Annotated in this window: 26 protein-coding genes; 3 read left to right on the plus strand and 23 right to left on the minus strand. The window is 43.8% G+C overall.

Annotated features, from left to right (window positions below; genetic code table 11):
• Nucleotide 1 precedes the first annotated feature (1 nt).
• Genes HMPREF1863_RS07400 through HMPREF1863_RS07425 form a run of 6 tightly spaced genes read right to left on the minus strand, consistent with a single transcriptional unit; the run spans nucleotide 2 to nucleotide 5608 of the window.
• Entirely contained in the window at nucleotides 2–436 is a 435-nt protein-coding gene (locus HMPREF1863_RS07400) for an ATPase (RefSeq protein WP_068369373.1), read from the minus strand.
• 4 nt (nucleotides 437–440) lie between these two features.
• Nucleotides 441–920 carry a pantetheine-phosphate adenylyltransferase gene (coaD, locus tag HMPREF1863_RS07405; RefSeq protein ID WP_068369376.1) on the minus strand — a complete coding sequence of 160 codons (480 nt, stop codon included), beginning with the start codon at nucleotides 918–920 and terminating at the stop codon, nucleotides 441–443.
• A gap of 3 nt (nucleotides 921–923) precedes the next feature.
• Nucleotides 924–1478, minus strand: coding sequence for a 16S rRNA (guanine(966)-N(2))-methyltransferase RsmD (gene rsmD, locus HMPREF1863_RS07410; protein WP_068369379.1), 555 nt, complete (start codon nucleotides 1476–1478; stop codon nucleotides 924–926).
• A gap of 56 nt (nucleotides 1479–1534) precedes the next feature.
• A complete protein-coding gene (gene recG, locus HMPREF1863_RS07415) occupies nucleotides 1535–3562 on the minus strand; it encodes an ATP-dependent DNA helicase RecG (RefSeq protein WP_083508570.1) in 2028 nt (675 codons plus the stop codon).
• Between the two features lie 37 nt (nucleotides 3563–3599).
• Nucleotides 3600–5246, minus strand: coding sequence for a DAK2 domain-containing protein (locus tag HMPREF1863_RS07420; RefSeq protein WP_068369393.1), 1647 nt, complete (start codon nucleotides 5244–5246; stop codon nucleotides 3600–3602).
• A gap of 8 nt (nucleotides 5247–5254) precedes the next feature.
• A complete protein-coding gene (locus HMPREF1863_RS07425; protein WP_068369396.1) occupies nucleotides 5255–5608 on the minus strand; it encodes an Asp23/Gls24 family envelope stress response protein in 354 nt (117 codons plus the stop codon).
• Nucleotides 5609–5751: 143 nt separating this feature from the next.
• Between HMPREF1863_RS07425 and rpmB the strand changes: the two genes are divergently transcribed.
• Both rpmB and HMPREF1863_RS07435 read left to right on the plus strand, forming a co-directional pair.
• A complete protein-coding gene (rpmB, locus tag HMPREF1863_RS07430; protein WP_068369399.1) occupies nucleotides 5752–5943 on the plus strand; it encodes a 50S ribosomal protein L28 in 192 nt (63 codons plus the stop codon).
• Nucleotides 5944–6000: 57 nt separating this feature from the next.
• On the plus strand, nucleotides 6001–6948 hold the full coding sequence (locus HMPREF1863_RS07435; protein ID WP_068369403.1) for a 2-hydroxyacid dehydrogenase family protein: 948 nt from the start codon (nucleotides 6001–6003) through the stop codon (nucleotides 6946–6948).
• Between the two features lie 51 nt (nucleotides 6949–6999).
• Here HMPREF1863_RS07435 and HMPREF1863_RS07440 read toward each other — a convergent pair whose 3' ends face one another.
• Genes HMPREF1863_RS07440 through HMPREF1863_RS07510 form a run of 15 tightly spaced genes read right to left on the minus strand, consistent with a single transcriptional unit; the run spans nucleotide 7000 to nucleotide 21502 of the window.
• Nucleotides 7000–7635, minus strand: a complete 636-nt coding sequence (locus tag HMPREF1863_RS07440; RefSeq protein ID WP_068369405.1) for a thiamine diphosphokinase — start codon at nucleotides 7633–7635, stop codon at nucleotides 7000–7002.
• Nucleotides 7632–8273, minus strand: a complete 642-nt coding sequence (gene rpe / locus HMPREF1863_RS07445; RefSeq protein WP_068369408.1) for a ribulose-phosphate 3-epimerase — start codon at nucleotides 8271–8273, stop codon at nucleotides 7632–7634. Before rpe ends, HMPREF1863_RS07440 begins: the two co-directional genes overlap by 4 nt.
• Nucleotides 8264–9148, minus strand: a complete 885-nt coding sequence (gene rsgA, locus HMPREF1863_RS07450; RefSeq protein ID WP_068369410.1) for a ribosome small subunit-dependent GTPase A — start codon at nucleotides 9146–9148, stop codon at nucleotides 8264–8266. Before rsgA ends, rpe begins: the two co-directional genes overlap by 10 nt.
• Nucleotides 9148–11109, minus strand: coding sequence for a Stk1 family PASTA domain-containing Ser/Thr kinase (pknB, locus tag HMPREF1863_RS07455; protein WP_068369412.1), 1962 nt, complete (start codon nucleotides 11107–11109; stop codon nucleotides 9148–9150). Before pknB ends, rsgA begins: the two co-directional genes overlap by 1 nt.
• A 4-nt stretch (nucleotides 11110–11113) precedes the next feature.
• Entirely contained in the window at nucleotides 11114–11818 is a 705-nt protein-coding gene (locus HMPREF1863_RS07460) for a PP2C family protein-serine/threonine phosphatase (protein ID WP_068369414.1), read from the minus strand.
• Nucleotides 11819–11822: 4 nt separating this feature from the next.
• Nucleotides 11823–12848 carry a dual-specificity RNA methyltransferase RlmN gene (gene rlmN, locus HMPREF1863_RS07465; protein ID WP_068369416.1) on the minus strand — a complete coding sequence of 342 codons (1026 nt, stop codon included), beginning with the start codon at nucleotides 12846–12848 and terminating at the stop codon, nucleotides 11823–11825.
• Nucleotides 12820–14103, minus strand: coding sequence for a 16S rRNA (cytosine(967)-C(5))-methyltransferase RsmB (rsmB, locus tag HMPREF1863_RS07470; RefSeq protein WP_068369427.1), 1284 nt, complete (start codon nucleotides 14101–14103; stop codon nucleotides 12820–12822). The genes rlmN and rsmB overlap by 29 nt, the downstream gene beginning before the upstream one ends.
• Nucleotides 14103–14789, minus strand: a complete 687-nt coding sequence (locus HMPREF1863_RS07475; RefSeq protein WP_068369430.1) for a zinc metallopeptidase — start codon at nucleotides 14787–14789, stop codon at nucleotides 14103–14105. Before HMPREF1863_RS07475 ends, rsmB begins: the two co-directional genes overlap by 1 nt.
• On the minus strand, nucleotides 14789–15706 hold the full coding sequence (gene fmt, locus HMPREF1863_RS07480; RefSeq protein WP_068369433.1) for a methionyl-tRNA formyltransferase: 918 nt from the start codon (nucleotides 15704–15706) through the stop codon (nucleotides 14789–14791). The genes HMPREF1863_RS07475 and fmt overlap by 1 nt, the downstream gene beginning before the upstream one ends.
• A gap of 2 nt (nucleotides 15707–15708) precedes the next feature.
• Nucleotides 15709–16188, minus strand: a complete 480-nt coding sequence (def, locus tag HMPREF1863_RS07485; protein ID WP_068369436.1) for a peptide deformylase — start codon at nucleotides 16186–16188, stop codon at nucleotides 15709–15711.
• Between the two features lie 14 nt (nucleotides 16189–16202).
• Nucleotides 16203–18512 carry a replication restart helicase PriA gene (gene priA / locus HMPREF1863_RS07490; protein WP_068369439.1) on the minus strand — a complete coding sequence of 770 codons (2310 nt, stop codon included), beginning with the start codon at nucleotides 18510–18512 and terminating at the stop codon, nucleotides 16203–16205.
• Between the two features lie 36 nt (nucleotides 18513–18548).
• Nucleotides 18549–19742 (minus strand): bifunctional phosphopantothenoylcysteine decarboxylase/phosphopantothenate--cysteine ligase CoaBC, encoded by a 1194-nt coding sequence (gene coaBC, locus HMPREF1863_RS07495; RefSeq protein WP_068369441.1) that lies wholly within the window; start codon nucleotides 19740–19742, stop codon nucleotides 18549–18551.
• Entirely contained in the window at nucleotides 19735–20022 is a 288-nt protein-coding gene (gene rpoZ, locus HMPREF1863_RS07500) for a DNA-directed RNA polymerase subunit omega (protein WP_068369442.1), read from the minus strand. Before rpoZ ends, coaBC begins: the two co-directional genes overlap by 8 nt.
• Nucleotides 20019–20636 carry a guanylate kinase gene (gmk, locus tag HMPREF1863_RS07505; protein WP_068369445.1) on the minus strand — a complete coding sequence of 206 codons (618 nt, stop codon included), beginning with the start codon at nucleotides 20634–20636 and terminating at the stop codon, nucleotides 20019–20021. Before gmk ends, rpoZ begins: the two co-directional genes overlap by 4 nt.
• Nucleotides 20637–20653: 17 nt before the next feature.
• Nucleotides 20654–21502: a YicC/YloC family endoribonuclease gene (locus tag HMPREF1863_RS07510; protein ID WP_068369449.1), complete on the minus strand. Its 849-nt coding sequence runs from the start codon at nucleotides 21500–21502 to the stop codon at nucleotides 20654–20656.
• Between the two features lie 67 nt (nucleotides 21503–21569).
• On the opposite strand from HMPREF1863_RS07510, the gene HMPREF1863_RS07515 reads away from it, so the two are divergent.
• The gene (locus HMPREF1863_RS07515; RefSeq protein ID WP_068369457.1) at nucleotides 21570–23321 is read left to right on the plus strand and encodes an Rqc2 family fibronectin-binding protein; all 1752 of its coding nucleotides are present in this window, start codon (nucleotides 21570–21572) and stop codon (nucleotides 23319–23321) included.
• Nucleotides 23322–23368: 47 nt separating this feature from the next.
• Here the strand turns inward: HMPREF1863_RS07515 and HMPREF1863_RS07520 are convergent, their stop codons facing one another.
• Nucleotides 23369–23686 (minus strand): YerC/YecD family TrpR-related protein, encoded by a 318-nt coding sequence (locus HMPREF1863_RS07520; RefSeq protein WP_068369460.1) that lies wholly within the window; start codon nucleotides 23684–23686, stop codon nucleotides 23369–23371.
• 13 nt (nucleotides 23687–23699) lie between these two features.
• Nucleotides 23700–25364: a formate--tetrahydrofolate ligase gene (locus tag HMPREF1863_RS07525; RefSeq protein ID WP_068369902.1), complete on the minus strand. Its 1665-nt coding sequence runs from the start codon at nucleotides 25362–25364 to the stop codon at nucleotides 23700–23702.

Consider the following 25364-nt stretch of genomic DNA (forward strand, 5'->3'; position numbering starts at 1 on the left):
TTTAAAGTTCTTTTCTGTTTTCGTTAATGGTTTTAATTAATTCGGAAAGTTGTACTTGCGTATTTTCCAGAAGACCATCGACATATTCTCTTGCCGAATGACGAATTTGTTCGCTTTCGGTTTCGGCGCGAATCATAATTTCTCTGGCTTGCTCTTGGGCCGCCAATGTAATTTCATCTTCGTCAATTAATTTCTTAGCTTCTACATGAGCTGCTTGAATAATTTGTTTGGCTTGCATATTGGCATCGTTAAAGATTTCGTCTTTACGATCGCGAATACTTTGTGCTTCCGCCATATCTTTGGGGAATTGTGATTCGATTTGGTTGAGAAGTTCTGTAACTTCTTCTTTGTCTACCATTGTCTTTCCCGTAAGGGGAATGGTGGAGCTTACTTCCAATAAGTCCTTTAGATCTTCAATATAACGCATGACTTCCATAATTTTACCTCTCTCTCACTTTCTCTTTCATGGCCTTTCCCACAATCTCCGGAACAAATAAAGACGTATCACCGCCAAAAATCGCCACTTCCCTCGCAAGGGATGAGCTGATGAATAGATGCTCCTGAGTAGTAAGTAAAAAAACAGTTTCCAGATCGGTGCCATAGTTTTTATTTGCCATGGCGACCATGTATTCATTTTCGAAATCGGAATTGGAGCGCAAGCCGCGCACGACTGTACCGATATTCTTCCTATTGGCGTAATCGACGAGTAAACCTTCAAAGCTGTCGATTTCAATGTTTTCTTCGCCTTCAAGTGCTTTTTCAAGAAGTGCCAAACGCTCAGAAATTGTAAAAAAACCGGTCTTCTTTTTATTATTTAAAACAGCGACGATAACCTCACCAAAGACTTTACGCGCCCTTAAAATAATGTCGAGATGACCATATGTGACCGGATCAAAACTTCCGGCGTAAATAACCTTCACTTCTCAATCACAACTTTCATAAATCCAAATATTTTTCTTGCCGTATGTCTTTTTTCGCAGGAGCGTTAAATGCTCATACTCCGAAAATTCATAACGATCAGGTGCTTCCATTATAATCCTTCCACCCGTAGACAGAAGTTTTTTTTGAGCAATAATGGTCACCGCTTTATCGTAATAGGCCTTTTGATCGTATGGCGGATCAATGTAGACGTAGTCAAATTGTACGTCCCTTTCCTTTGCCAAATTTAAACATTTTTCAAATGAACCATTTACGATTTCGCTTTTGTTCATGTACCCTGTCAACGACAGATTGTCATGGATAAGGCGCAAACTGTCGGGATGGTTGTCGCAAAACCAACAAAAATCTGCACCACGGCTTAAAAATTCAATTCCCATATGCCCCGTTCCGGCAAAAAGATCTAAAACCGTCGTGCCGTAGAAAGGACCGAAAAGTAAATTAAAAATATTTTCCTTGATGCGATCTTCCGTCGGACGGACGCGATCGTCTTTCGGTGTTTTAAGCCGTCGTCCTTTTACATCGCCTGCAATTACACGCATAATATCCTCTCCTAAATTTTAGCATATTCCCCTATCGTTGACAATTTATCACGACATTAAATACCGAGTGTTCGTTTTTCGTACGCTAAGACGCCATTTAATAGATTCGGCTGCTCCTCAACATTTAAATGGTGACCCTTCAAAATAGCATCCGCTTCAAGTTTAGCGTAACGCATAATATCCATATTTTCAAAAAGATCGCCTACGCGGAAACTTACCATCCCCGATTGTCGCGTGCCGAAGAAATCGCCGCCGCCTCTAAGTTTCATATCTTCTTCCGCAATATAAAATCCGTCGTTGGAAGCTGCCATAATGGCAAGTCGTTGTTGAGTTTTTGGCGAATGATTTGCCGAATGTAAAATGCAGTAAGCTTGGCTGTCGCCGCGGCCGACCCGGCCTCTTAATTGGTGCAATGTGGCAAGGCCGAATCGATCGGCATCAAATACAAAAAGAAGGTTGGCGTTTACCACATTAACTCCCACTTCGATAACTGTCGTGGCGACGAGAATTTGGTGACGATTGTCCGCAAAATCTTCCATTACTGCGTTCTTTTCCTCTGTCGATTGTTGACCGTGAAGTAGGCCGACACTGTACTCTTTAAAGCGCTTTTGCGATAGATACCGATATACAGATTCTGCTGCGTGTAACGAAAGCTCGAGGTTTTCTTCAATTAAAGGACAGACTATATATGCCTGCTGTCCGCTTTTTAAATAGCTTTCGATAAAAGTGTAAGCCTTTTCAAGATCATCCTCACCGATCACAGTGGTTTCGACGGCCTTGCGACCTTTAGGCATAGAACGAATCGAGGAAATCGACGTGTTCCCATACATTACGATGCCGAGGCTTCTCGGAATTGGCGTCGCCGTCATAATCAATCGATGGCTTTTCGATTGTTTTTCCTGAAGTGCTTCTCTTTGCAAAACACCAAAGCGATGCTGTTCATCGGTAATGGTTAGTCCCAAGTGTTCGGAATGAATATCTTCGTTGTAAAGGCTGTGAGTACCGATTAAAATGTCGCAAGCACCATTATTGAAGTTCTCAATAATTTCACGATGCTTTGCAGGCTTCGTAGAACCTGTCAATAATTCGACTTTCACCCCTAAGGGCATAAATCGCTTAAAGGCTTCGTCGTAGTGTTGTTTGGCGAGGATTTCCGTCGGTGCCATCATCATAGCCTGATATCCGCTCGCTACACAGCGCGCCATGGCAAGAAATGCAATGACTGTCTTCCCACTCCCTACATCGCCTTGAACAAGTCTTTCCATTCGTTCACCGGAAGCCATGTCCTCCTGAATATCCCTCCATGCCTCTTGCTGCCCAACTGTAAGCTCAAATGGCAAACTATCGAGAATGGCATCACTCAGCCCCTCTTCCTTCATAACAAATCCTTTAGATCCTCGCTTTACATCAAAGCGGCCTAAAGCAAGTTGAAAGCATAAAAATTCCGAGAAGACGAGGGATTGATAGGCGAGGTGAGCTTCTTCCATGGTTTTCGGAGAGTGAATACTTTTCAGCGCATCCCCCTCGGATAGAAGACCGTAGCGCGCTAATAAATAGTCCGGAACAATTGAAGGAATGCTGAAATTCGCCAACGCCTCCCCTATAAACTTTTGCATACGCTTTTGTTGAATCCCCTCAACTAAGGGATATATAGGGGTTATGCGCATAGCCTCTTTACGTTCTTTCTCCGTAAACAATTGCGGACTTGAAAACTGCAATTTTCTGTTAAAAAATTTAGGCTTACCATATACATAGTAATAATTTCCCACGCGCAATTGTCTGTCGAGAAAAGGCATGTTAAAAAAAGTGAGTTCCGCTTGAGAGATCCCGTCGCTTATTTTAAAGTTTTGCATCTTTAAACCCTTTTTTAAATAGCGAACTTTCTCTTTCTCTAGAATTTGGACGCGGTACATCTTCGGTTCCTCGAAATTAGCATGTTGGAAATCAAGAAGCTCTGTACGATCTTCGTATCGATAAGGTAATGTATATACTAAATCTTCTACAGTATGAATATTTAATCGCTTTAACCGCTCTGCTATTTTTGGTCCTACACCTGATACATTTGTTATTGCAGCATCTAACATAGTACCTCCAAAGAAAAAGCAGGCTTTCGCCTGCCCTTTACTCTACTGAAATTAAATAATAATAGATCGGCTGATCGCCGCGCATTACGTCGTAATCGAGGTCCGGATACGCTTCATCCAATGCCGATTCCAAAGATGCGATGCCTTCATCGGCCACATCGCTTCCGGCATAAAGGGAAATAAAGCTGGAGCCCTCATCGATCATATATTTCAATACGTCGATCGTCGTCTCCTCAATAGAGGGACCTTTGGATACGATTTTCTTACCGGAAAGGCCGATAAAATCACCTTTCTTAATCGTAATACCGTCCATTTCAGTATCGCGCACGGCGTAAGTTACTTGAGCCGTCTTAAGGTCTTCAACCGCCGCCATCATAGCTTCGATGTTATCTTTGACGGATTGATCGGGCATAAAGTGGATACAGGCGGTAATACCTTCCGGAATAGAGCGTGTCTTTAAGACAGTAACATCTTTTTCCGCAATGTCTGCCGCCGCTTCGGCGGCTAAGAATATATTGCTGTTATTGGGCAAGACGAAAATATGCTCCGCTTTAACCTTGTTAATCCCCGCTAAAATATCTTCCGTACTCGGATTCATCGTTTGGCCGCCGGTTACGAGATAATCGACGCCGACATCTTTAAAGATAGATTCAATTCCCTCGCCAGCACAAATGGATACAAAACCATAGGGCTTGAGAGGCGAAGCATCTTCATGTTTTTCTTCGGCTTGTTTTTCCTTCACTTGGTCGGCGCTAAAGAGGCGTTCCGAGTGTTGAATTCGCATATTATCGATTTTAATATCCTTCAAAAAGCCGAATTCCAAGCCGCTTTGCAGTGCTAGGCCGGGATCGTTGGTATGAACGTGAACTTTAATCATTTTATCGTCGCCGACGACGAGAAGACTGTCACCCCGTTCTACGAGTTTCGCCTTTAAATCTTCGACGTGATCAGATTCAGTTGTGACGATAAATTCCGTGCAATAGCCGAATTTAATATTATCCGTAGATATTTCGGAACGCACGGGAGCCCCTTTAGAAACAGTCGACTCTTCCTCGCCGATTGAGGTAACGGCCTCACCTTTTAATGCAAGGTATGCTCCTTCTAAAATCGTAACGAGACCTTGACCGCCGGCGTCCACTACTCCTGCTTCTTTAAGCACGGGCAATAAATTGGGCGTATTGCTTAGGGATTCCTTAGCGCGTGCAATGACCGCTTCGAAAAATTCGAGAATGTCCTTATATTTTTTCGCATTTTTCATGGCGAATTCCGCACTCTCGCGTCCGACGGTTAAAATAGTACCTTCTGTCGGCTTCATAACGGCGAGATAGGTCATTTCCGAAGCTTTTTTCATTGCATAGGCAAGGGATTGGGTGTCGACCTTCTCTTTGCCCTTCAAACCTTCGGCAAAACCGCGGAATAATTGGGAGAGAATAACCCCGCTATTCCCCCGCGCGCCCATTAAAGCGCCGCGACTCATTTCAGTCGCGACCTCATCGATCGCTTTTGCTGAAGTACTCTTTACCTGTTTAACGGCACTTTTAATGGTCATGGACATATTCGTTCCCGTATCGCCATCGGGTACGGGAAAAACATTCAGGTCATTGACTTTGGTTTTATTCTGTTCTAAATAATTCGAAGCACTATAGAGTGCTTCAATAAAATCTTCTGTTGTAATAAATTGCATAGCTACCTCTAGTTCATCCGTATACCTTCGACGAGCACTTCGATATCATCGACATCGAGACCCGTTAAAGATTCCACATTAAATCGAACGCGATCGATTATATTTTGACCGACCGTGGAAATACGAATTCCGAATTCGATAATAACGTGTAAACAAATGACAACCCGTTCGTTTTCAGTATTGACCTCAATACCGCGGGTTAAGTTTTCAAATTTTAACAATTGAAAAATACCGTCAGCCGCGTTTCTAGACGCCATTCCGACGACACCGTAACTCTCCATTGCCGATACGCCGGCGATGGTGGCGATGACTTGATTATCTATTGTAATATTGCCCTTGCTAGTAGGGATCGTAACTTCCATCAGTAAGTCTCCTTTCCATTATTGCGGAGTTTACCCCATTATATCACAGATAAGTTTCAGAAAACATCTTTGAATAATTGCAATTTAAAATCGACTGTGGTAAAATACGAGAAGTCAGAAAAAGAGTCGGAGGAGGTGTAAATATGGCTAAAAGATGCGAAATTTGCGGAAAGCAAAAGAAATTTGGTAACACGATTTCCTTCTCCCATAAAAGGGGAAACAGAGCGTGGGCCCCGAACCTTCAACGTGTTCGCGCCGTTGTTAATGGTTCCACTAAGAGAATTTACGTCTGCACACGTTGCCTTAGATCCGGTAAGGTAGAACGCGCACTTTAATAATGAGTCGATTCCAGGGAATCGGCTTTTTTTATTTATTATTCGATAGGAGTCACTATGAAACTTTTTATTTCAAGCAGAGTACCCGACGAAATCATTGAACGATTAACTGATGTCGATTATGATTACAACGACAGTAATATTCCACTGACAAAAGATGAACTAATTAAAGGCTTACAGGGAGCGGATGCTCTTATATGTCCTTTGTCGGATAAAATCGACGCCGACGTAATCGACGGTGCCGGCGATTTAAAAATTATACTTAATTACGGTGCCGGCTTCGACAATATTGACATCGTCTATGCGCGCAGTAAGGGCATCGTCGTTTGCAATGCCCCTGCCCCCTCTTCCGCCGTTTCTACTGCAGAACTTACCTTCGCCCTCATGCTCGCTCAAGCGCGCAAACTTGTTAACGGAGATAAGGATTTGCGAGAAGGCGGCTTTAAGGGATGGCGGCCGACGTATTTCCTCGGACAACAATTGAAGGGAAAAACGCTCGGCATTTTCGGCATGGGCAATATCGGCAAGAACTTGGCAAAACGTGCCCTCGCCTTTGACATGAATGTTATTTACCATTCGAGAAACCGAAAAGATGATATTGAATCCTTCGGTGCACGTTATGTATCTTTCGAACAACTTTTAAGTGAATCGGACTTCATCAGTCTTCACTCCGCTTTTGTTCCCGAATTGCATCATCTATTCGATGAACATGCATTTAAGGCCATGAAGCCGACTGCTACCTTTATTAATGCAGCGAGAGGGCCTCTAATCGACGAACAGGCTCTTGCCGATGCACTTAAATCCGGAGAAATCGCCGGCGCAGCTCTCGACGTGTACGAGTTTGAACCGAAAGTGACAGCCGACTTATTAACTCTTTCAAATGTAACTCTGGCTCCTCACTTAGGAAACGCCACTTTCGAAGCGCGTCTTGAAATGGGAAATGCCTGTGTCGATAATCTGGAAGATTTCCAAAAGGGTGTAAAGCCTCGCAATCAAGTAAATTAAATTATTTCATATAGTAAAAGCCTTTGGCCACTTGCGACCAAAGGCTTTTTATTATGCATCTTTTGATTTTATAAATAAAGCAGTCCCCTTATGAAGGGTTATAAAGGCGTTTTGTTCTATGATTTCGTTGCTGACACCTCGCGTTTTTTTACGAAGTATTTCCAATTTACTCACTTCGTACTTAAAGCCGTGAGTGGAAAAAACCACAGAATCACTAATGGGAATGACACTAAAGTAGTGATAGTCTCCTTTTTCCACAGGGTAGGTCCCCGGCAAAACCATTTGAAGCTCGTTCTGCTCGTCGATCATCTTTATACATTTACAACGATTCAAGTAAGCTTCCAATGAAAGCACTGTCGCTAAACTATGATCCCATCGGCTACCCATGCCTCCAAGCAAATGAATTTCATCGAGCTCATATTTCAGCATTCGTAAAAAGGCCATCTCAGTGTCGGTCTCGTCTTTCATTGGGGAAAGAACTTCTACGGGAACGTCAAGTTTCTCCAGAGCTTCTCTACGATGGGTACTGTCAAAATCGCCGATAACGAGTACGATTTTATCTCGATGATCAGCCATAGAATCAAAGCCGCTGTCGGCACAAATGATTATATCGGCCCAATGGATTTCACGAAAGAGTAATTCGCGAGAAGGTTTATTCCCTCCCGTTACGATAAGCCCTCTTTTCATAGAGCTTTAAGACCGCGAATGGCTTCCGACGGATCCTCATGCTTAAAGATAAAAGATCCCGCCACCAAACTATCGCATCCGGCATCCACCATGCGTTTACCGGTTTCTAAATTAATTCCGCCGTCCACCATTATCTCGCAGTGACGGCCTGCTAATAATTTTCGCAAATCACGCGCTTTTTGAACGGTGGATTCAATAAAAGACTGACCTCCAAATCCGGGATTGACGCTCATTAAAAGGATCAAGTCCAAATCATCGAGAACATAACGTAAGGCTTCCGGCGATTCGTGAGGACAAAGGCTTACCCCTGCCTTTAAGTCGGCGGATTTAACTTGTTGCACGAATCGTTCCAAATGCCTTGTCGCATCCAAATGGCAAGTAATACGGTCAGCACCCGCATCGATATAATCCTGTAAACTGCGCTCAGGATGCTCGATCATAAGATGGACATCAAAGGGGATGTCCGTGTAAGAACGAATCGATTTTATCACCGGCGGACCGAAGGTTAAGTTAGGTACGTAATGGCCATCCATTACATCGATGTGAATAAAATCAACCTTTTCTCGATCTAAGCATTTTATTTCTTCGCCCAATTTTGAAAAATCGGCAGATAAAATAGAGGGGGCTACTAACGCCATTTGGAATTCTCCTTTTCTGATAACTCCTCATATATTTTCAAATAATTTTCGTACCGTGTCGGTTGTATATCACCGTCTTCAAATGCTTTTAAAATTCTGCAACCAGGTTCTTTACGATGGGTACAGTCCATAAATTTACACTCGCCTAAATAATCGTGAAAATCCCTGTAATATTTGTCCAAATCTTGGGATTGGATTTCGGATATTTCCATGCTGGAAAAGCCCGGCGTATCGAAAAGATACATTCCCTCTTCACCTTTAAAAATTTCAGTATGACGGGTCGTATGTTTACCGCGATTGGTTTTTTCGCTTACCGTTCCCGTCTCCAAGTTTATGCCTAATACATGATTTAAAAAGGTAGATTTACCGGAGCCGGAAACGCCACTTAAAGCCGTGGTCTTTCCAGGTAACAGTTTTTTGATGGAACTTACTGTATCCTCGTTAAATTTCGATAACCTTTGCACTTTGTATCCGGCAGATTCGTAAAGTGCAATAAGCTTGCCCGCTTCTTCGGGATTGATGTCAAATTTAGAAACGATGGGAACGACGTCCACGTTTTTCGATTCATAATAGGCTAGCATTTTATCGACGAGAAGCAGATTATAGTTCGGATTGGCAGTAGGTATAAAAAGAAATATTTGATCCACATTGGAAATGGGCGGACGCAATATACTATTGGTCCGCTCCAAAATCTTTTCTACAGAATGAAGGTGGTGTCCCTCATCTACCATAATTTCTACGTAATCGCCAACTACGGGCTTTTGCCCCAAGTGACGAAAAATTCCCCTCGCTCTCGTCTCGTAATATTCGCCGTCTTCCCCGGCGACGTAATAATATCCGCCGAGTAATTTAGTAATTCTTCCTTTAAGACGCATTAAAAGTCCACCGATTTTACAGTGCTACCGTCGACGCGAAGGGATACTCTGTCGCCGGAATGTCCTTGCACGGGATAGGTTACGGAAGAACCGCCGCTAACGGATTCCTCGCTAATCACTTTTTCCCTTCCGTTGGATTCCATGATTACTTGGACATTGTGATCATTTCCGTCGTCGGGTATTCGATAAGAAATCCTTTTTTGGCTTCCCGATTGACCGTGTGAGGAATTTCCCTCTTGATCGCCTCGAGAGGATCGCTTGCTTACAATAATGTCTACTGTTTCCCCTTGTTTAATTTGATTGCCGCTATTATATTGTTGCCATACGACTTCGCCGGGCCCAACAGATAGATCTTCTCGTTCATCTACATTGCCAAGTTTCAAGCCTTGTTGTTTTAAGAGAGCTCTCGCCTTTTCAACAGTAACGCCTCGTAAATTGGGTACAACACCCATTTTACTGTCTTGACCCTTACTCATTACCACGTGAACATCTTCACCTTTGGCAATAGATTCTTCGGATCTTGGCTTTTGTCGAATAATGCGATCAGCCGGCACATCCTCATCGTATTCGGTTTTATCGACGACGAGATTAAGGCCGAGGGATTTAAGAGTGGATTGCGCTTCGGCGATGGTCATATTTTCCAAATCGGGAACTTTGACTTTTTCCTTTTCTTTGGCTATGACGACTGAGAACTGATCGCCACGCTTAAGAACTTCTCCGGGCTCTACAGATTGTGAAAGTATAGTACCCGGTGAAACCCCTTCATCGGAAATTTTTTCGTTGATCTCTAATTTTAAATCGTGACTTCCTGCGAAATCCTTGGCATCGGAAACATCTTTACCGATGAAATCTACCATTTCTACAGTATCCTTACCGGCATTACCGTTGAGAATATCTTTAATCTTCGAACCTCCAAAGGCCAAGGCGAAAAGCACGAGGAGGGCCAGTACGATGCCGCCAATCGTCGCCAAAGGATTGGATTTTTTCTTTTTCGATTTTTTCGTCGATGTTTTGGTCGACGGGCGAATGGGCGCAGTATTTCCATGATGAGTGTGCCGCTCCGCAGCTTCTCCTTTAGGCGGAAGAATCACCGTCGTTCGCGTATCCGTACGGCCGTGATCGCCGTATACCTTGCCGAGCAAAATCGTCTTGACATCGTCGATAATTAAATTCACATTTTCGTAGCGATCGCTAGGCTTTTTCTCGGTCATGTGCTTAAAGACCATATCCACTTCCGGGCTGACCCTAGGATTGCGCTCTGAAGGCATGGGCATTTCATTTTGCACATGCATAAGCGCCACGGTAATGGGATTTTCCGAATCGAAGGGAACATCACCGGTGAGCATTTCGTAAAGAACAATACCCATGGAATAAATATCGCTTCGTGCATCGACCTTTTGTCCTCTCGCCTGCTCCGGCGAAAAGTAATGAACACTGCCCATAACGGCATTGGTAACCGTCATAGTAGCATTCCCCGCCATGCGAGCAATACCGAAGTCTGTAACCTTTACCCGATTATCTCGCGTAACCATAATGTTTTGCGATTTAATATCGCGATGAATAATGTTTTTGTTGTGGGCGATTTTCAAAGCTTCAGCAATTTGAATGAGGTAATTCAACGCCTGATTTTGGCTTAGAACGCCCTCTTCGCGGATTAGCTCTTTAAGCGTTTTTCCGTCGATATATTCCATGACAATATAATACACATCCTCATCGGCAATAGTTTCCATGCCGACGTCATAAATACTTACAATGTTGGGATGGGAAATACTCGCTGCCGCTAAGGACTCTCTCCTAAATTTGCGTATAAAATTATCATCTTCGTTATATTCACTTTTTAAGACCTTAATAGCGACGATGCGATCCAAGCGTCGATCGTGGGCTTTATAAACGTCGCCCATGCCGCCGGTACCGATGCGTTTTATACATTCATATCTGTCGGCTAAAATCATTCCTTGCATTCTCTCACCTACTCTTGTTAAAGACAATAACCGTAATATTATCTTGGCCATTCCGGTCCAAAGCTTCTTGGACTAGTATTTTCGAGTAGTCGCCTTCGCTACTCTCTAGGATCTTTGCAATGATGTCGAAGTCCACGACATCAGATAAGCCGTCGGAGCACAAGACGATAAATTGCAAATCAGCATCCAAGCTTCGCACTTGAAACTCTACGCCATTTGTTGTACCCAAAGCCTTTGTAAGCACATTCTTTTTCGGGTGAACTCGAGCTTCTTCCTCGGAAATGTCGCCGATATCCACGAGGTAATTTACGAAACTGTCATCTTTTGAGATTTGAAAGAGCTCGTCTTTATAACCGTAAATTCTGGAATCGCCGATATTGATATAGTAAAGCTTTTGATTAAGTAAATAAACCAAACTTAAGGTAGTGCCCATGCCTCTGTACTTCAAGTGATCGACAGAGCTTTTAAATATTTGATGATTGGCATCCTGAACGCCTTCATTCAGCAAATTTAGAAGCTGTTTTTCACTATCGACAGGGACGGACAATTTGTTTTTTATAACACCTACTGCCAGCTCACTCGCTTTTTCCCCGGCCGCATGACCGCCCATGCCGTCGGCTAAAATGGCGAAACGTCCTTCGGGATCGACGTAGTAACTGTCTTCGTTGTTATCTCTTCCCCCTATATGGCTATAAGCAGATATTTTCATAGCATCACCTTGTTTCTTCTACCATAGTGCCGGCCTTTAATTGGCCGCAACTGGCTTGAATATCGCTGCCTAATTCTCTTCGTATTGTACACGATACGCCTCTTTGGGACAACTCCCTTTGAAATCGAAGGATGTGACTTCGATCGGGCTTCGTATGAGAAAAATGACTCGTCGTATTGAGAGGGATTAAATTCACGTGGCAGCGCATCCCCTTCGTCCAGCGCGCGAGCTGTTCAACATTTCGCATCGTATCGTTTTTGCCTTCAATCAAAGTATATTCCAACGTAACACGCTGACCCGTTTTCTTATCGTAATGGCGCAATGTGTCGAATAATTCCTCTAAGGGGTAGCTTTTTGCAACGGGCATAAGGGACGCTCTGTCTTCCTGCGCCGTTTCATGGAGGCTGATGGCTAAATTAACTGGTATATCTTCATCGATTAGCCGCTCGATACCTTGAATAAGGCCGCAGGTAGAAATGGTCATGCTGCGGTAACTCATATTTTTTCCCTTAGGGTCGTGTAAAAGATGAAGGAATCGAAACACATTGTCTGTATTATCGAAAGGTTCACCACTTCCCATGAGTATAATATTGGAAATGGAAACACCTTCAGCCCGCTCAACTTCATAAATTTGAGAGAGCATTTCGTAGGAACGGAGATCGCGGATTTTGCCATTTAAAGTTGATACACAAAAACGACATCCCATGCGGCAGCCCACTTGAGTGGACACACAAAGGCTGTATCCGTGATGATATTTCATCAACACGCCCTCGATAATTTCCCCGTCACTTAAGCGGTAAAGGTATTTCTTAGTCTCGTCAATTTTCGAACTGAGACGCTTTACGATTTGAATGCCTTCAAGTTCATCCGGCAACTTTTCTATGGTCGCCTTTGGAATATTACTCATTTCCTCCGGGCTCTTGTGGTGGTTGTGTATGCCTTCAAAAAGCTGTGTACCTCGAAATGGTTTCTCACCGAGGGAGACCATGTAGTCTTTCAGCTCATTGGGCGTCATTTCCATCCAATGCATAGTCGTCCTTTCTAACGATAACGGCCATTGAAAAACCGTCGCAATTTTTTTGATGCGGCCAATAACGTATACCTTTACTCCTTAAAGTGCATTCCGGGTGATCCTTTAAAAAGGAAGCCAGAACACCTTCATTTTCCTCGACAGTAACGGTGCAAGTGCTATAGACGAGTTCGCCACCCGTCGCCAACGCATGATAAGCATTTTCCAGTATCAGCCGTTGCGTTAGCGCCAGGCGTAACACATCATCCAAGGTAACACGATGTTTAATTTCCGGCTTTCGACGCAAAAGGCCCAGACCCGAACAAGGTGCATCGACTAATATTCGGTCGTAGGTTTTTTTAGGAAGAGGGGTTTTAGCATTTCGAACTTGCGTCGTAATATTCTCATAGCCCAAACGCTTAATATTTTCGTCCATTAATTTTAAGCGTTCGCCATTGCTGTCACAACTAAGCACGTGATGAAATATTTCTGCCATTTGAAAGCTCTTCCCGCCCGGAGCGGCGCATAGATCCAATGCTTCTGCCTTGACGTCACGGGTAAATAAAGATACCACTTCCTGAGAGGCGCCGTCTTGTACATAAAAATGGCCGTTATGAAATGCTTTTGAATCGAATAGGCCTTGAGGATTCTCAACGTTAAGAGCAGTTTCGCCAACTTCGGCATCGCTCAGCTCAAAGCCTTCTTCCTCTAAGCTAATTTGCAATTCTTGTTTATTCGTATGAATGGGACGAATCGTGATGGGAGCCGGATTAAAGGTAGATGCTAAAAATTTCTCCGCATCATTTCCCAAGAGCGTTTTAAAATACTTAACCCACTCTTCCGAAAAACTGTAGCGTAAGGACAAATACGTAATGTCGTCGTCAGTTTTAATTTTAAATGCATCGTCACCTTCTCGAATAATAGAACGTAACACGCCGTTGACGAGGCCGCCAGCTCCTTGGTTGGCAATTTTTTTAGCGATTTTTACACTTTCATCCACTATGGCTCGATTGGGAACCCGATCGAGAAAGCGAATCTGATAAATACTCATTCTCAAAAGAATGCGAAGATTCGCCTGAAGCTTATCGGTGTTTGAAACGAATTGATCGATTACATAATCGAGGAAAAGCTCGTGTTGGACGGTTCCGTTAATAATCGTTTCTGCCAAGCGTTCGTCTTTAGGATTTAACCCTTTTCGATCGAAGGCATCCTGAATAAACTCTCCGTGAGCGACCTTTTGTAATGTTTTGAGCGCCGTAAATCTGGGATTTTTCATTAATCCCGTCTCCTATCGAGAGAAAGAAATCGAAGAAGTGTACCGATGGCGGTAACGAGACTGGCTACATACGTCAGTGCCGCAGCGGATAAGACTTTTTCGACGCCTTCCATTTCCTTACCCGACAAAATGCCGTCTCTAAGAATCACTTTAGCACGATGACTGGCGTCGTATTCTACAGGCAGTGTCAAAAGCTGGAACAGAACGGTTATAGCAAATAATGCAATACCGATTTTTAGCAACGGTCTAAAGGCCATCAAACCTAAAAATACAAAGAGGAAAGATACATTGGATCCAATATTGGCAGCAGGCACGATGGCATTTCTAAATTTTAAAGGCGCGTAGCCGATGTGGTGCTGAATCGCATGCCCTACTTCATGGGCGGCAACGCCTACGGCAGCAATGGATGTGGAGTCATATACTGAATCACTAAGGCGAAGTATGTTTTGCGTAGAATCGTAATGATCTGTTAAAGATCCTCTAATCCGCTCCACGCGAACATCATCGATGTGATAGCTTGAAAGGATTTGACGGGCCGCCATTTCTCCTGTCAGCCCTCTCGAATTGCCTATCTTGCTATATGTTTCGAAGTTACTCTTAATTTTTGCCTGAGCATACATGGCGAGAAGCATGCCGGGCAATAAATAGAGCAAATACTGAATATCGTAGCCGTAGTAACCGTACATTATACTTCACCTCTTTCCGGCAAGTGAGCGCCTGCTAAATAAGAACCTACGGCCATGCGTTTTTTTCCGGGCCGTTGAAGTTCGCGAATGGATAAGGAACCTTCTCTTGTTCCGATAAAAAGCTTCTTCTTTGTCGCCATAAACTCCCCTGGAGCAAGATTTTCGTCGCTAATGGCGGCGTCATAAATCTTCAATCTTTCCCCCTGCATCGTCAAATGCGCGCCCGGTTCCGGGGAGAATGCGCGCACTTTACGAAGTGCTTCCGTGGCAGAAAGTGTAAGAGGGTCTATGGTCATCAAGTCTTCGTCGATTTTAGATGCGTACGTTGCAAGAGAGTCATCTTGGGGTTGAAGGACGATCTTGCCGCCCTCCATATCCTTAATGAATTCCCTCAACAGATCGGCACCGAGTTCTGCGAGCTCGTCGTGGATGTCACCGAAGTTTTTGTCTCCGATAGAAATAGCGCGCGTGTCGTAAACCGGTCCGCTATCCAATCCTTCTTCGATCTGCATAAAACTGACGCCGGTTTTTTCGTCGCCCGATAAAATAGCCCATTGCATAGGCGCGGCCCCCCTATGACGGGGAAGAAGGGAACTGTGAACATTCATAATATAGCCCTTCGGAATCTCCAAAAGCTCCTTTTTAAGAATTTGGCCGTACGCCACGACAATAAATAAGTCCGCCTCTTCGTCTCGAAGGCGTTGTAGCGCTTCCAGTGTGTTAATGCTACCGGGTTGAAATACGGGAATGTTTAATTCCTCTGCCCTCTCTTTAACGGGGGTAGGCAAAAGTTTTTTTCCTCTCCCCTTACGCTTGTCTTCTTGAGTTACTACCAATCGTAGATCTGTAAGTTCCGCCAGAGCATTTAAAGTAGGAATGGCAAATTCCGGCGTGCCGAAAAAAATACTTTTTAACATCGTTATTCTACCTCGCCGGTTTCTTTGTGAACATCAAACATCTCTTCCGCAATATCGGTGTAGAGAATTCCGTCTAAATGATCCATTTCGTGCTGAATAATGCGAGCTAAAAAGCCTTCCGCTACAATGGTGTCCGCTTCGCCGTCTACCGTTTGGTAATCTACCTTTACCTTTTCGAATCGCTTAACTTTTCCCATGCGCTCCGGTACACTCAAACAACCTTCCAGTGCTTCGGAATCACCGGATTCTTCCACGCGTACGGGATTAATCAAGACGATCTTCGATCCGTCGTAATCGTCGATGACGAGCATCCGTTTTAATTTACCAACCTGAACTGCTGCCAATCCGACACCTTCGGCGTCGTACATGGTTTCGTACATATCGTCTATAAGTTGTTTTAAATGATCGTCAAAGGTATCAACATCTCGAGATTTTTTTCTTAGTATAGGGTCTTCATCTGTTCTGATTTTTAAAATAGCCATTAGTCACTCTCCTATTATCCGTCCAACTCGATGGTAACGTAAATGTTTTTGTCTTTAGTAGATCTATAATAATGCATTAATACCCGTTTAAAGATCTTTAAAAAAGTTTGGTACTCCTCGGAAAAGATTTTTGCCGTCAACGACATATGTTCTCTATTTTGAATGCGAGGTTGTTCTACAGGTGCGCCGATTTGAATATTCATGTGATTGTGACGATTAATCGCCTCTAAGGTCTTCATCCAATTATATGCCGTTTCATTGACATTTCCTCGTCCTCTGACATGAATCTTTAGTAGCCTGACAAAGGGTGGATATAAGAAATGCTTGCGCTCCTCCATTTCCCGATGATAAAAGCGTTCGTAGTGGCGCCCTTTGGCGTACTGAATGCTGTAATTGTCGGGATTGTAGGTTTGTATGACGGCCATTCCCTTTCGATCGTTTCGTCCGGCGCGACCTGCAACTTGAGTTAACAGTTGAAAGGTCTTTTCCTGAGCGCGGTAATCGGATACAAAAAGAGAAAGATCTGCCGCCACGACGCCGACAAAGTCCACGTTCTTAAAATCCAAACCCTTCGCGAGCATTTGCGTACCGACTAAAATATCGATTTCTCCAGAATTCATTGCGCGGTAAAGGGCGTCGAATTTCCCCTTTTGCGCCATAGTATCTTTATCCATTCGCGCGACGCGGGCATTTGGAAAATGGTCGTGAATCCACGATTCCACTTGCTCCGTACCGATTCCGAACTGGCGAAGATATTCGCTTCCGCAGGAAGGACATTTAGCGGGATAGGGCTTCGTTCTTCCACAGTAGTGGCAATGCAATCTTCCGGTTTTTCTATGGTACACCATGGAAATATCACAGGCGTCGCACTCGATCACGTAGCCGCAGGTACGACAACTTACGAAATGGCTGAAACCGCGTCGGTTAATAAACAAAATGGCCTGTTTTTTATTTCTAAGAGTTTCCTCTAAACTTGCCACCATCTCATCGGATAAAATATCCGTATTGCCGTGAAGGATCTCCTCCCGCATATCCACGACCTTCATCTGTAAATTATTGTCTATATTTTCAGGGTCACCGACGAGATCGTGTTTCTCTACATCCACATCAACTCTTGAAAACATAGCAACTGATGGCGTGGCGGATCCGTAAATTACCTTTGCATCGTCGATTCTTGCACGCATCTCCGCAACGGTGCGAACATTATAGCGCAAGCCTTCCTGATAATCGTAAGATTCCTCCTGTTCTTCGTCTATAAAAATATAGCCGAGATGTTCCATCGGAGCAAAAATCGCCGAACGAGCGCCTACGAGAATGCGACCGGGTTCCGTTTTTAATCGAATCCAGGACTTCGCCTTTTCACCTTGGCTCCGTTTGGAGTGAAGTATTTCTACCTTCCCGGGAAAACGAGCTTTTAAACGATCTACCATTTGTGTCGCTAAACCGATTTCGGGCACGATCATCATTGAAGACTTGCCCTCTTCCATGGCGCGCGATGCCAATTGCATATAAACCTCTGTTTTCCCCGTTCCGGTGGCACCGTATAATAGATGAACTCTTTTTTTTGAATTGGCTATATCCTCAATAACCTTTTTTTGATCTGCACGAAGATTCGGAGGTGCTTCTCCTTTTAAGTTCTCTTCAAAAGACTCTTCCACAGCTTCTTTTTTCATAAGTCCGTTAAGGGGAGCATCGGAAAAAGCAGTCAATTCTCTAATCTCCGCCTTCGTAAGAGGACCTTTTTCAAGAAGTAAATCGAAGACGATCTTTTGTTTATCCGTTAAGTCTGTATCTTTTCCGGAGACGGCTTGAAAGCGCTGAATTTTTCTCGCCTTAACTCCTTCTGATGATTCAAAAGAAAAAGAAATTTCCCCATTTTTATCGGCTTCCGATAAAAGAAATTCCCCATGAGCGTCCAATTCTTTCGACGGAATCTTATTCCTATCTCCCATGAGCTCTCTCGTTCGCGGCGTGTCCTTTTCTTTAATAATAACCTCGATGGTCTCTCCCAATACATATTTGGGTAGGAGCGGTTGAAATGATTGTACATAGGAAGTTAAAAAACGATCCCGCATGGCAAGGCCGAGGGCGATTGATTTTTTCGACAGAATGGGGCGATGGTCCATAATCTCAGCTATCTGTTTGAGATGGGTACTGTCACCTTCACGTTCTGCAAGAACGACCGCAACTTCCGGTTTATTCCCCCTTCCGAAGGGCACGACGACCCGACGACCGATAAGGGATTCCCCGTCGCCGTTCCAAGCATAGCTATACAATTGATCGATTTGAGGCAAAGCCTTGTCGATATAAACATCTACAATCATAGGAACTCCCTATCATGTAAAAAAAGCTAGGCATTGCTAGCTTTTCAAACGTTCTGTTACACGATCTAAAATTTCTGCGGCCAATGCACTTTTTTCCATCATGGGAAGCTCTTCTTCCTTGCCGTTTGCTGAAAAAATCTTCACATGATTGGTTTCACTGGCAAAGCCTGCATTTTCTTCACAAATATTATTGGCCACGATAAAATCAAAGTTTTTACTCTTTAATTTTTTCTTCGCGTATTCCTCTACACGGTGGCTTTCGGCTGCAAATCCGACGACCACACGATCGCCTTTTATATTACCGAAATGCTTAGCGATATCGGGATTTGGCGAAAATTCGACAATGAGATTTTCTCCGCTGCTTTTTTTGATCTTCTCGTTAGCGTATTGTACGGGTTTGTAGTCACTCGGCGCTGCCGATTTTATTAATATATCGCTTGTAGGAAATACTATCTCTACGGCATCGTACATTTCCTGCGTACTCTCGACGCTGATAAAATCGATACCTCTCGGTATCGGAAGATGGGTAGGCCCGCTTATAAGATGGACCATTGCGCCCCGATTGCGCGCTTCCGTCGCAATGGCGTAGCCCGTTTTTCCACTGCTGTGATTGCTTATAAAGCGTACAGGATCCAATCGTTCTTTTGTTGGCCCTGCCGTCACTGTTAGTTCAAGACCTTCCATGGTCTTTGGCGTAAGGGCTTCTAAAATATAATCTACGATGTCGTCGGGTTCGAGCATCTTACCTGATCCCACGTCTTGACAGGCGAGCAAGCCTTCTGCCGTGGGGAGAATTTCCACATTTTCTCGTGAGGCTAAAATTTTTAAAGCTTCTTGAGTTGATTCCGCTTCCAGCATATGTGTATTCATGGCCGGTGCGATTAAAATCTTAGCCCGTGTGGCCATGGCAACGGTTGTGAGCATATTATCCGCAATACCGTAAGCGAGCTTGGCGATGGTATTGGCAGTGGCCGGCGCAATTATCATGCAATCCGCCCACTTCGCCAAAGAAATGTGCTCTACGTCCATATTGGAAAGCTGATTGAACATTTCGACATGAACCGTTTCGTTGCTCATAGTTTGAAACGTAAGGGGCGTTACGAACTCGGTAGCGTGTTCGGTCATGACGACACGCACTTTTATGCCCATTTTTTTTAGCCGGCTGACGATTCCCGGCGATTTATAAACACTGATTCCCCCGCTGATGCCGAGGAGAACATGCTTACTCATCCCCTTCGACCTCTTCTTCGGCTTGTTCCAGTTCGCGTTTTAAGGCTTCGGCGCGGCGTTCCTTTTCTGCTTGAATTTCTTCAAAGCGTTCTTTGCTCGTAAATTTAACCGCTCCCTTGTAAACTTCTTCCATTGAAATGGAAACGGGATTTTCAAGATCGGCGTCGATTAAAGGGTCATCTCCGTCTACGAGTTCGCGGGCTCTGTTAGAAACCAACGTCGCCAGTTCGTAACGGCTGTCGGTAATTTTTGCTATTTCACCAAATGACATAATGTTCATCGTATCGACCTTCTTTCTACAATATCCTTTTTAATATCTTTATAACGCTTTACGCGAAGTTTCTCCGCCGCAATAATGTTCTCAATGTCGAGGACTGCTTGTTCTACTTTATCGTTTACGACAAAATAGTCGTATTCTCCAACGAAATCCAGTTCTTTAAAAGCATTGGAAAAGCGAGTTTCAATATCCTTTTCGCTTTCCGTACCGCGGTTTACGATTCTTTGTTTCAGCTCTTCCATGGTAGGGGGCAGCAAGAAAATAAAGACAGCCTCTTTATATTTTTCTTTAATCTGAAGGGCGCCTTGAACATCGATTTCTAAAAGCACAATTTCGCCCTTTTCGATTTCTTGAAAGACGAATTCTTTCGGCGTCCCGTAATAATTGGTATGCACATGGGCGTATTCGAGTAGCTCGTCGTTTTTAACCATTTCTTTAAATTCTTCTTCCGTTTTAAAGAAATAGTTTTCTCCATCCACTTCCATCACTCTGGGCTTTCGCGTCGTGACAGATGTTGAAAATTTTACTTCCTCATTCTTCGCCATTAGCGCTTCACTTACCGTTCCCTTTCCACTGCCGGATGGACCGGAAAGTACCAATAAAAAACCTTTAGACACACAACACCGCCTTTATACTATTCTACATTTGCAACTTGCTCTCTTAAATCATCGATTGTCGTTTTAACATCTACGAGACGATGCAAGACATCAATCGTTCTCGATTTGTTCGCCATGGTATTGGCTTCTCTGAACATTTCCTGCAAGAGAAAATCCAAACTCCGTCCCACCGAACCTTTTCTCTCCATTATAACATTAAATTGGGCAATATGAGAGAAAAGCCTGTCGATTTCTTCTTCAATTGAAATCTTTTCGTATAAAAGTGCAAGCTCCGTAGCAAATCGTGAAGGATCCATGGAAAATTCATTCATAAATTCTTCGACGCGCTTTCTGAAAGCGTCTTGTTGAGCGATTTTATCCTCCTCCGTCGATTGCTTTATTTCGTTCAATTCATTTTCTATGTAACGGATCTTTTCTCTTAAGCACTCGAATAAATAATCTCCTTCCCGCTTTCTCATAGCGAGAAATTCGTCGAGAGCCGATTCGAATACTTCGTGAATAAACTCAACTGTTATGTCATTACCTAAATCTAAAGCTTCCACGACGCCGGGACGAGATAAAAGCCAATCGGCTTTCGGATCCTCGCCGGTCAGTCCTTTATAAAGTTCTCTAAAAAATGTAGCGGAATCTTCGGAGAAACTCAGTTTCGTTTCAGCGTTTCGCGTAATGGAGAAATTTACTTCCACTCGTCCGCGAATAAGCCGGTTTTCCAGCGTTTTTTTGATATTATTTTCTACCGCCGGGAAATCCCCCAAACCTTTCATGCGAATGTCGCGATTCTTGTGATTTACCGATTTTATCGTCACACTTAACGTCGTATCAGTTGTCATTTGTTCTGCCGAACCAAAGCCGGTCATGCTGTGCATAGGCGCCTCCTCTATGTTATTATACATGAAAGACAATGGGCTTTCATCACGATAAGGAGGAGATAGATTGAGTTACGACGGAACGATGACAAGAGCGGTTAGCGAAGAGTTGAATGCGCTTTATAGCGGCGGGAAGATCGACAAGGTGTATCAACCACAGCAGGACACAATCGTTTTAAATTTGAGAAGCCATCAGGCTCGGGGAAGTTTGCTTTTGTCCGCATCGGCAAATAACCCCTGTGCTTATATTACGGAAAAGAAATTTCAAAATCCCGCAACGCCTCCTAATTTTTGTATGTTGCTTCGGAAACACGTGGAATCTACGGTGATTCAAAAAATTTATCAAATAGAAATGGATCGCATTCTTTGCATTGAAGTCGAAGGATTTAACGACCTCTTTGATAAAGTCAAAAAGACTTTGATTATCGAAATGATGGGGCGTCACTCGAATATCATTCTTCTCGACGAAAACGGCAAAATCGTCGATGCCTTAAAGCGCATTAATCATTCCACGAGCCGCGTAAGGGAAATTCTTCCGGGGATTCACTATACCTTGGAAGGCATTATGGATCGCGTAAACCCTTTAAAGGAAAAAGAAGATGCTTTTTTAGAAGCGGCAAATGGCGAAGATGCTCTTTCCGTCAAAAACTTTTTTATTCGACGCTATTTAGGAGTCTCTCCCCTTATCGCTTCAGAAATTGCCTATCGCGCAGGATTTTCAGATAAAGATCCTATGAAAACCGTCGATAAAATCCCTCTCTATCGATCCTTTAAAGAACTGATGGACGAGTTGCGAAATGACGACTATAAACCTCAAAGTATTTCCGACGGACATAAAATTATCGCTTTTTCAGCCCTAAATCTAAAACACTATCCTGAAGAAAATAAAACATTCTACGATTCTCCTTCCGAGCTTTTAGATCAAACCTTTATTATGCGCGTTATGGAAGACAGAATTCGCCAAAAAAGTCAAAATCTCCACAAGCAGATTAAAAACTATTTGGAGCGTGCATTGACGAAACAGGAAAAAATGGAAATGGAACTTCGGGAAGCGAAGGATCGTAAAAAGCTTAAAGTTTACGGCGATCTCCTCTCCTCCAACGCATGGAAAATCGAAAAGGGATGCCGTGAGATCACATTGGAAAATTTTTACGACAACATGGAGCCCATTACCATTCCATTAGACGACACGAAAGACGGAATTCAAAACGCCGCAAGCTATTATAAAAAGTTTACAAAGCTAAAACATGCAGAAACTACTTTAACGAGCCGTATTGAAAAAAATAGAACCACCATTCAATACTTAGACTCCATGCTCTATAATCTGGAGGATGCCACGACTGTCGGCGAAGTGGACAGCATTCAGGAAGAATTTCGCGAAGATTATCTCAAAAAGAAATTCAAAGATCACGGACACAGTGGCAAAAAGAAACATTCTAAAAAGGCTGATTATCTTGAATTTACGTCTTCCGACGGGCAACCAATTTATGTAGGACGAAATAATCGACAAAATCAAGAGCTCACATTGAAATTTGCTCGTAAAAATGATTATTGGTTCCACGTGAAAAATGGCCCCGGAAGCCACGTCATTTTAAAAACTGAAGGAACAGAGCCTTCCGAAGACGTATTAAGACAATGTGCCGAACTTGCCGCCTACTACAGCAGAAGCAGGCAATCTTCCAATGTGGAAGTGGATTATACTAAGCGGCAATTTATTAGGCGCCATCCCTCCAATCAAACGGGACTGGTCATTTATACGGATTTTTCCACGCTCTATGTAACGCCGAATAAAGAGCATATTGAACAATTGAAGGCATAAAAAGAGGTCAAAGGTTAGGGCAAATCGCCCGGCCTTTGACCTTTTCGTTAGTCTTCTTTTTCCTTGTCACTTAAATATCCTAAACGCTTTAAGACGAGATTGTATCCGTCAGCTCCGTAATGGAGGGCGCGATTGATACGGCTAATCGTAGCCGTCGATGCGCCGGTTTCCTCCTCGATCGCGTGATAGGTGTTATCCGATACGAGAAGTTTAACCACTTCCAGACGCTGCGAAATTGCTTTTAACTCTTTAATCGTACAAATGTCTTCAAAAAAACGGTAGCATTCTTCTTTATTTTTTAAGCATAAAACAGCTTCGAATAATTCGTCCATGTTTTTATCTTCGATTTTTGATGAATAGGACATTTTTTACCTCACTTTATGATAATCCGGTAATTCTTCCCTGACTGTCTATATCCATACCATTGGCTGCGGGAACTTTGGGGAGCCCCGGCATGGTCATTATAGATCCTGTAAGTGCCACGATAAAGCCCGCCCCGTTTGAAAGGCGCATGTCGCGAATGTGAATGGTAAAATCTTCCGGCGCGCCAAGTTTCGTAGCGTCGTCGGTAAAAGACATTTGCGTCTTCGCCATACAAATGGGAAGATCACCTGCGCCCAATTCTTGAATCCGTTTCATAACAGCCTTGGCATCATCGGAGTAAACTACATCCTTTGCACCGTAAATGGTTGTTGAAATAGTTTCAATTTTTTCTTCGATGCTCGTGTTCCGTTCATAAATGGGTTTGTAGTGGCTCTCTTCTTCACAAAGAGCGACGACTTTTTCCGCAAGTTCCATTCCGCCTTCTCCGCCTTTTGCAAATACATCGGAAAGCGCGACGTCGACGCCGAGTTCATCGGCAAGTTCGTGAATGGTGTTCAATTCCCTTTCCGTATCGGCGGGGAACTTGTTAATGGCAATAACTACGGGAATGCCGTACTTCTTCATGTTTTCGACGTGGCGTTTTAAATTCGGGAATCCGGCACGAAGAGCTTCCACATTTTCTTCGCTCAAATCTTTTACCGCTACTCCGCCATTGTATTTAAGTGCGCGAATCGTCGCGACGACGACCACACAATTGGGATGAAAATCAGCTTCCTGAGCGGCGATGTCCAAGAATTTTTCAGCTCCCAAATCGGCACCGAACCCTGCCTCTGTAATAGCATATTCGCCGAGATTTAAGGCCGCTTTTGTCGCTAAAATGGAATTGCAACCGTGGGCTATATTGGCAAAAGGTCCGCCGTGAATAATAGCAGGCGTATTTTCAATGGTTTGTACCAAATTCGGCATAATGGCATCTTTCATCAACATAGCCACCGCGCCTTCAACTTTTAAATCTTTTACGTAAATAGGCTTATTATCCTTAGAATAAGCGACGATGATTCTGGCGACTCTCGCCTTGAAATCTTCAAGGTCTCGTGCGAGACAAAGAATTGCCATAATTTCAGAGGCTACGGTAATATCGAATCCTTCTTCGCGCATAACACCGTTTTTCTTAGGGCCTGCGCCGACGATAACTTGACGTAGTGCGCGGTCGTTCATATCCAACACGCGCTTAAACGTAATGTTCTTCGGATCGATATTTAACACATTTCCTTGATGAATGTGGTTGTCGATGGCGGCACTAATAAGGTTGTTAGCGCTGGTAATGGCGTGAAAATCTCCCGTGAAATGGAGGTTAATATCATCCATGGGAAGAACTTGGGAGTAACCGCCGCCTGCCGCTCCGCCCTTAATGCCGAAGACCGGACCGAGGCTCGGCTCTCTCAATGTGCTGATCGCCTTTTTTCCCATGCGACACATTGCCATGGCAAGTCCGATATTGGTCGTCGTCTTTCCTTCCCCTGCAGGTGTAGGATTAATGGCGGTAACGAGAATCAGCTTACCTTCTTTTTCTTTCGGCTCGTGAAAGGGGTTCCCTTGAATTTTCGCCATATAATGACCATAGGGTTTAATATCCTCATTTTTCAGCCCCAAGTCTTCGGCGATTTTATAGACTTCCTCTAATGTCGCCTCTCCGGCAATTTCAACATCTGTTTTCAT

Source organism: Aedoeadaptatus coxii (assembly GCF_001553115.1).
GTDB classification, from domain to species: domain Bacteria; phylum Bacillota; class Clostridia; order Tissierellales; family Peptoniphilaceae; genus Aedoeadaptatus; species Aedoeadaptatus coxii.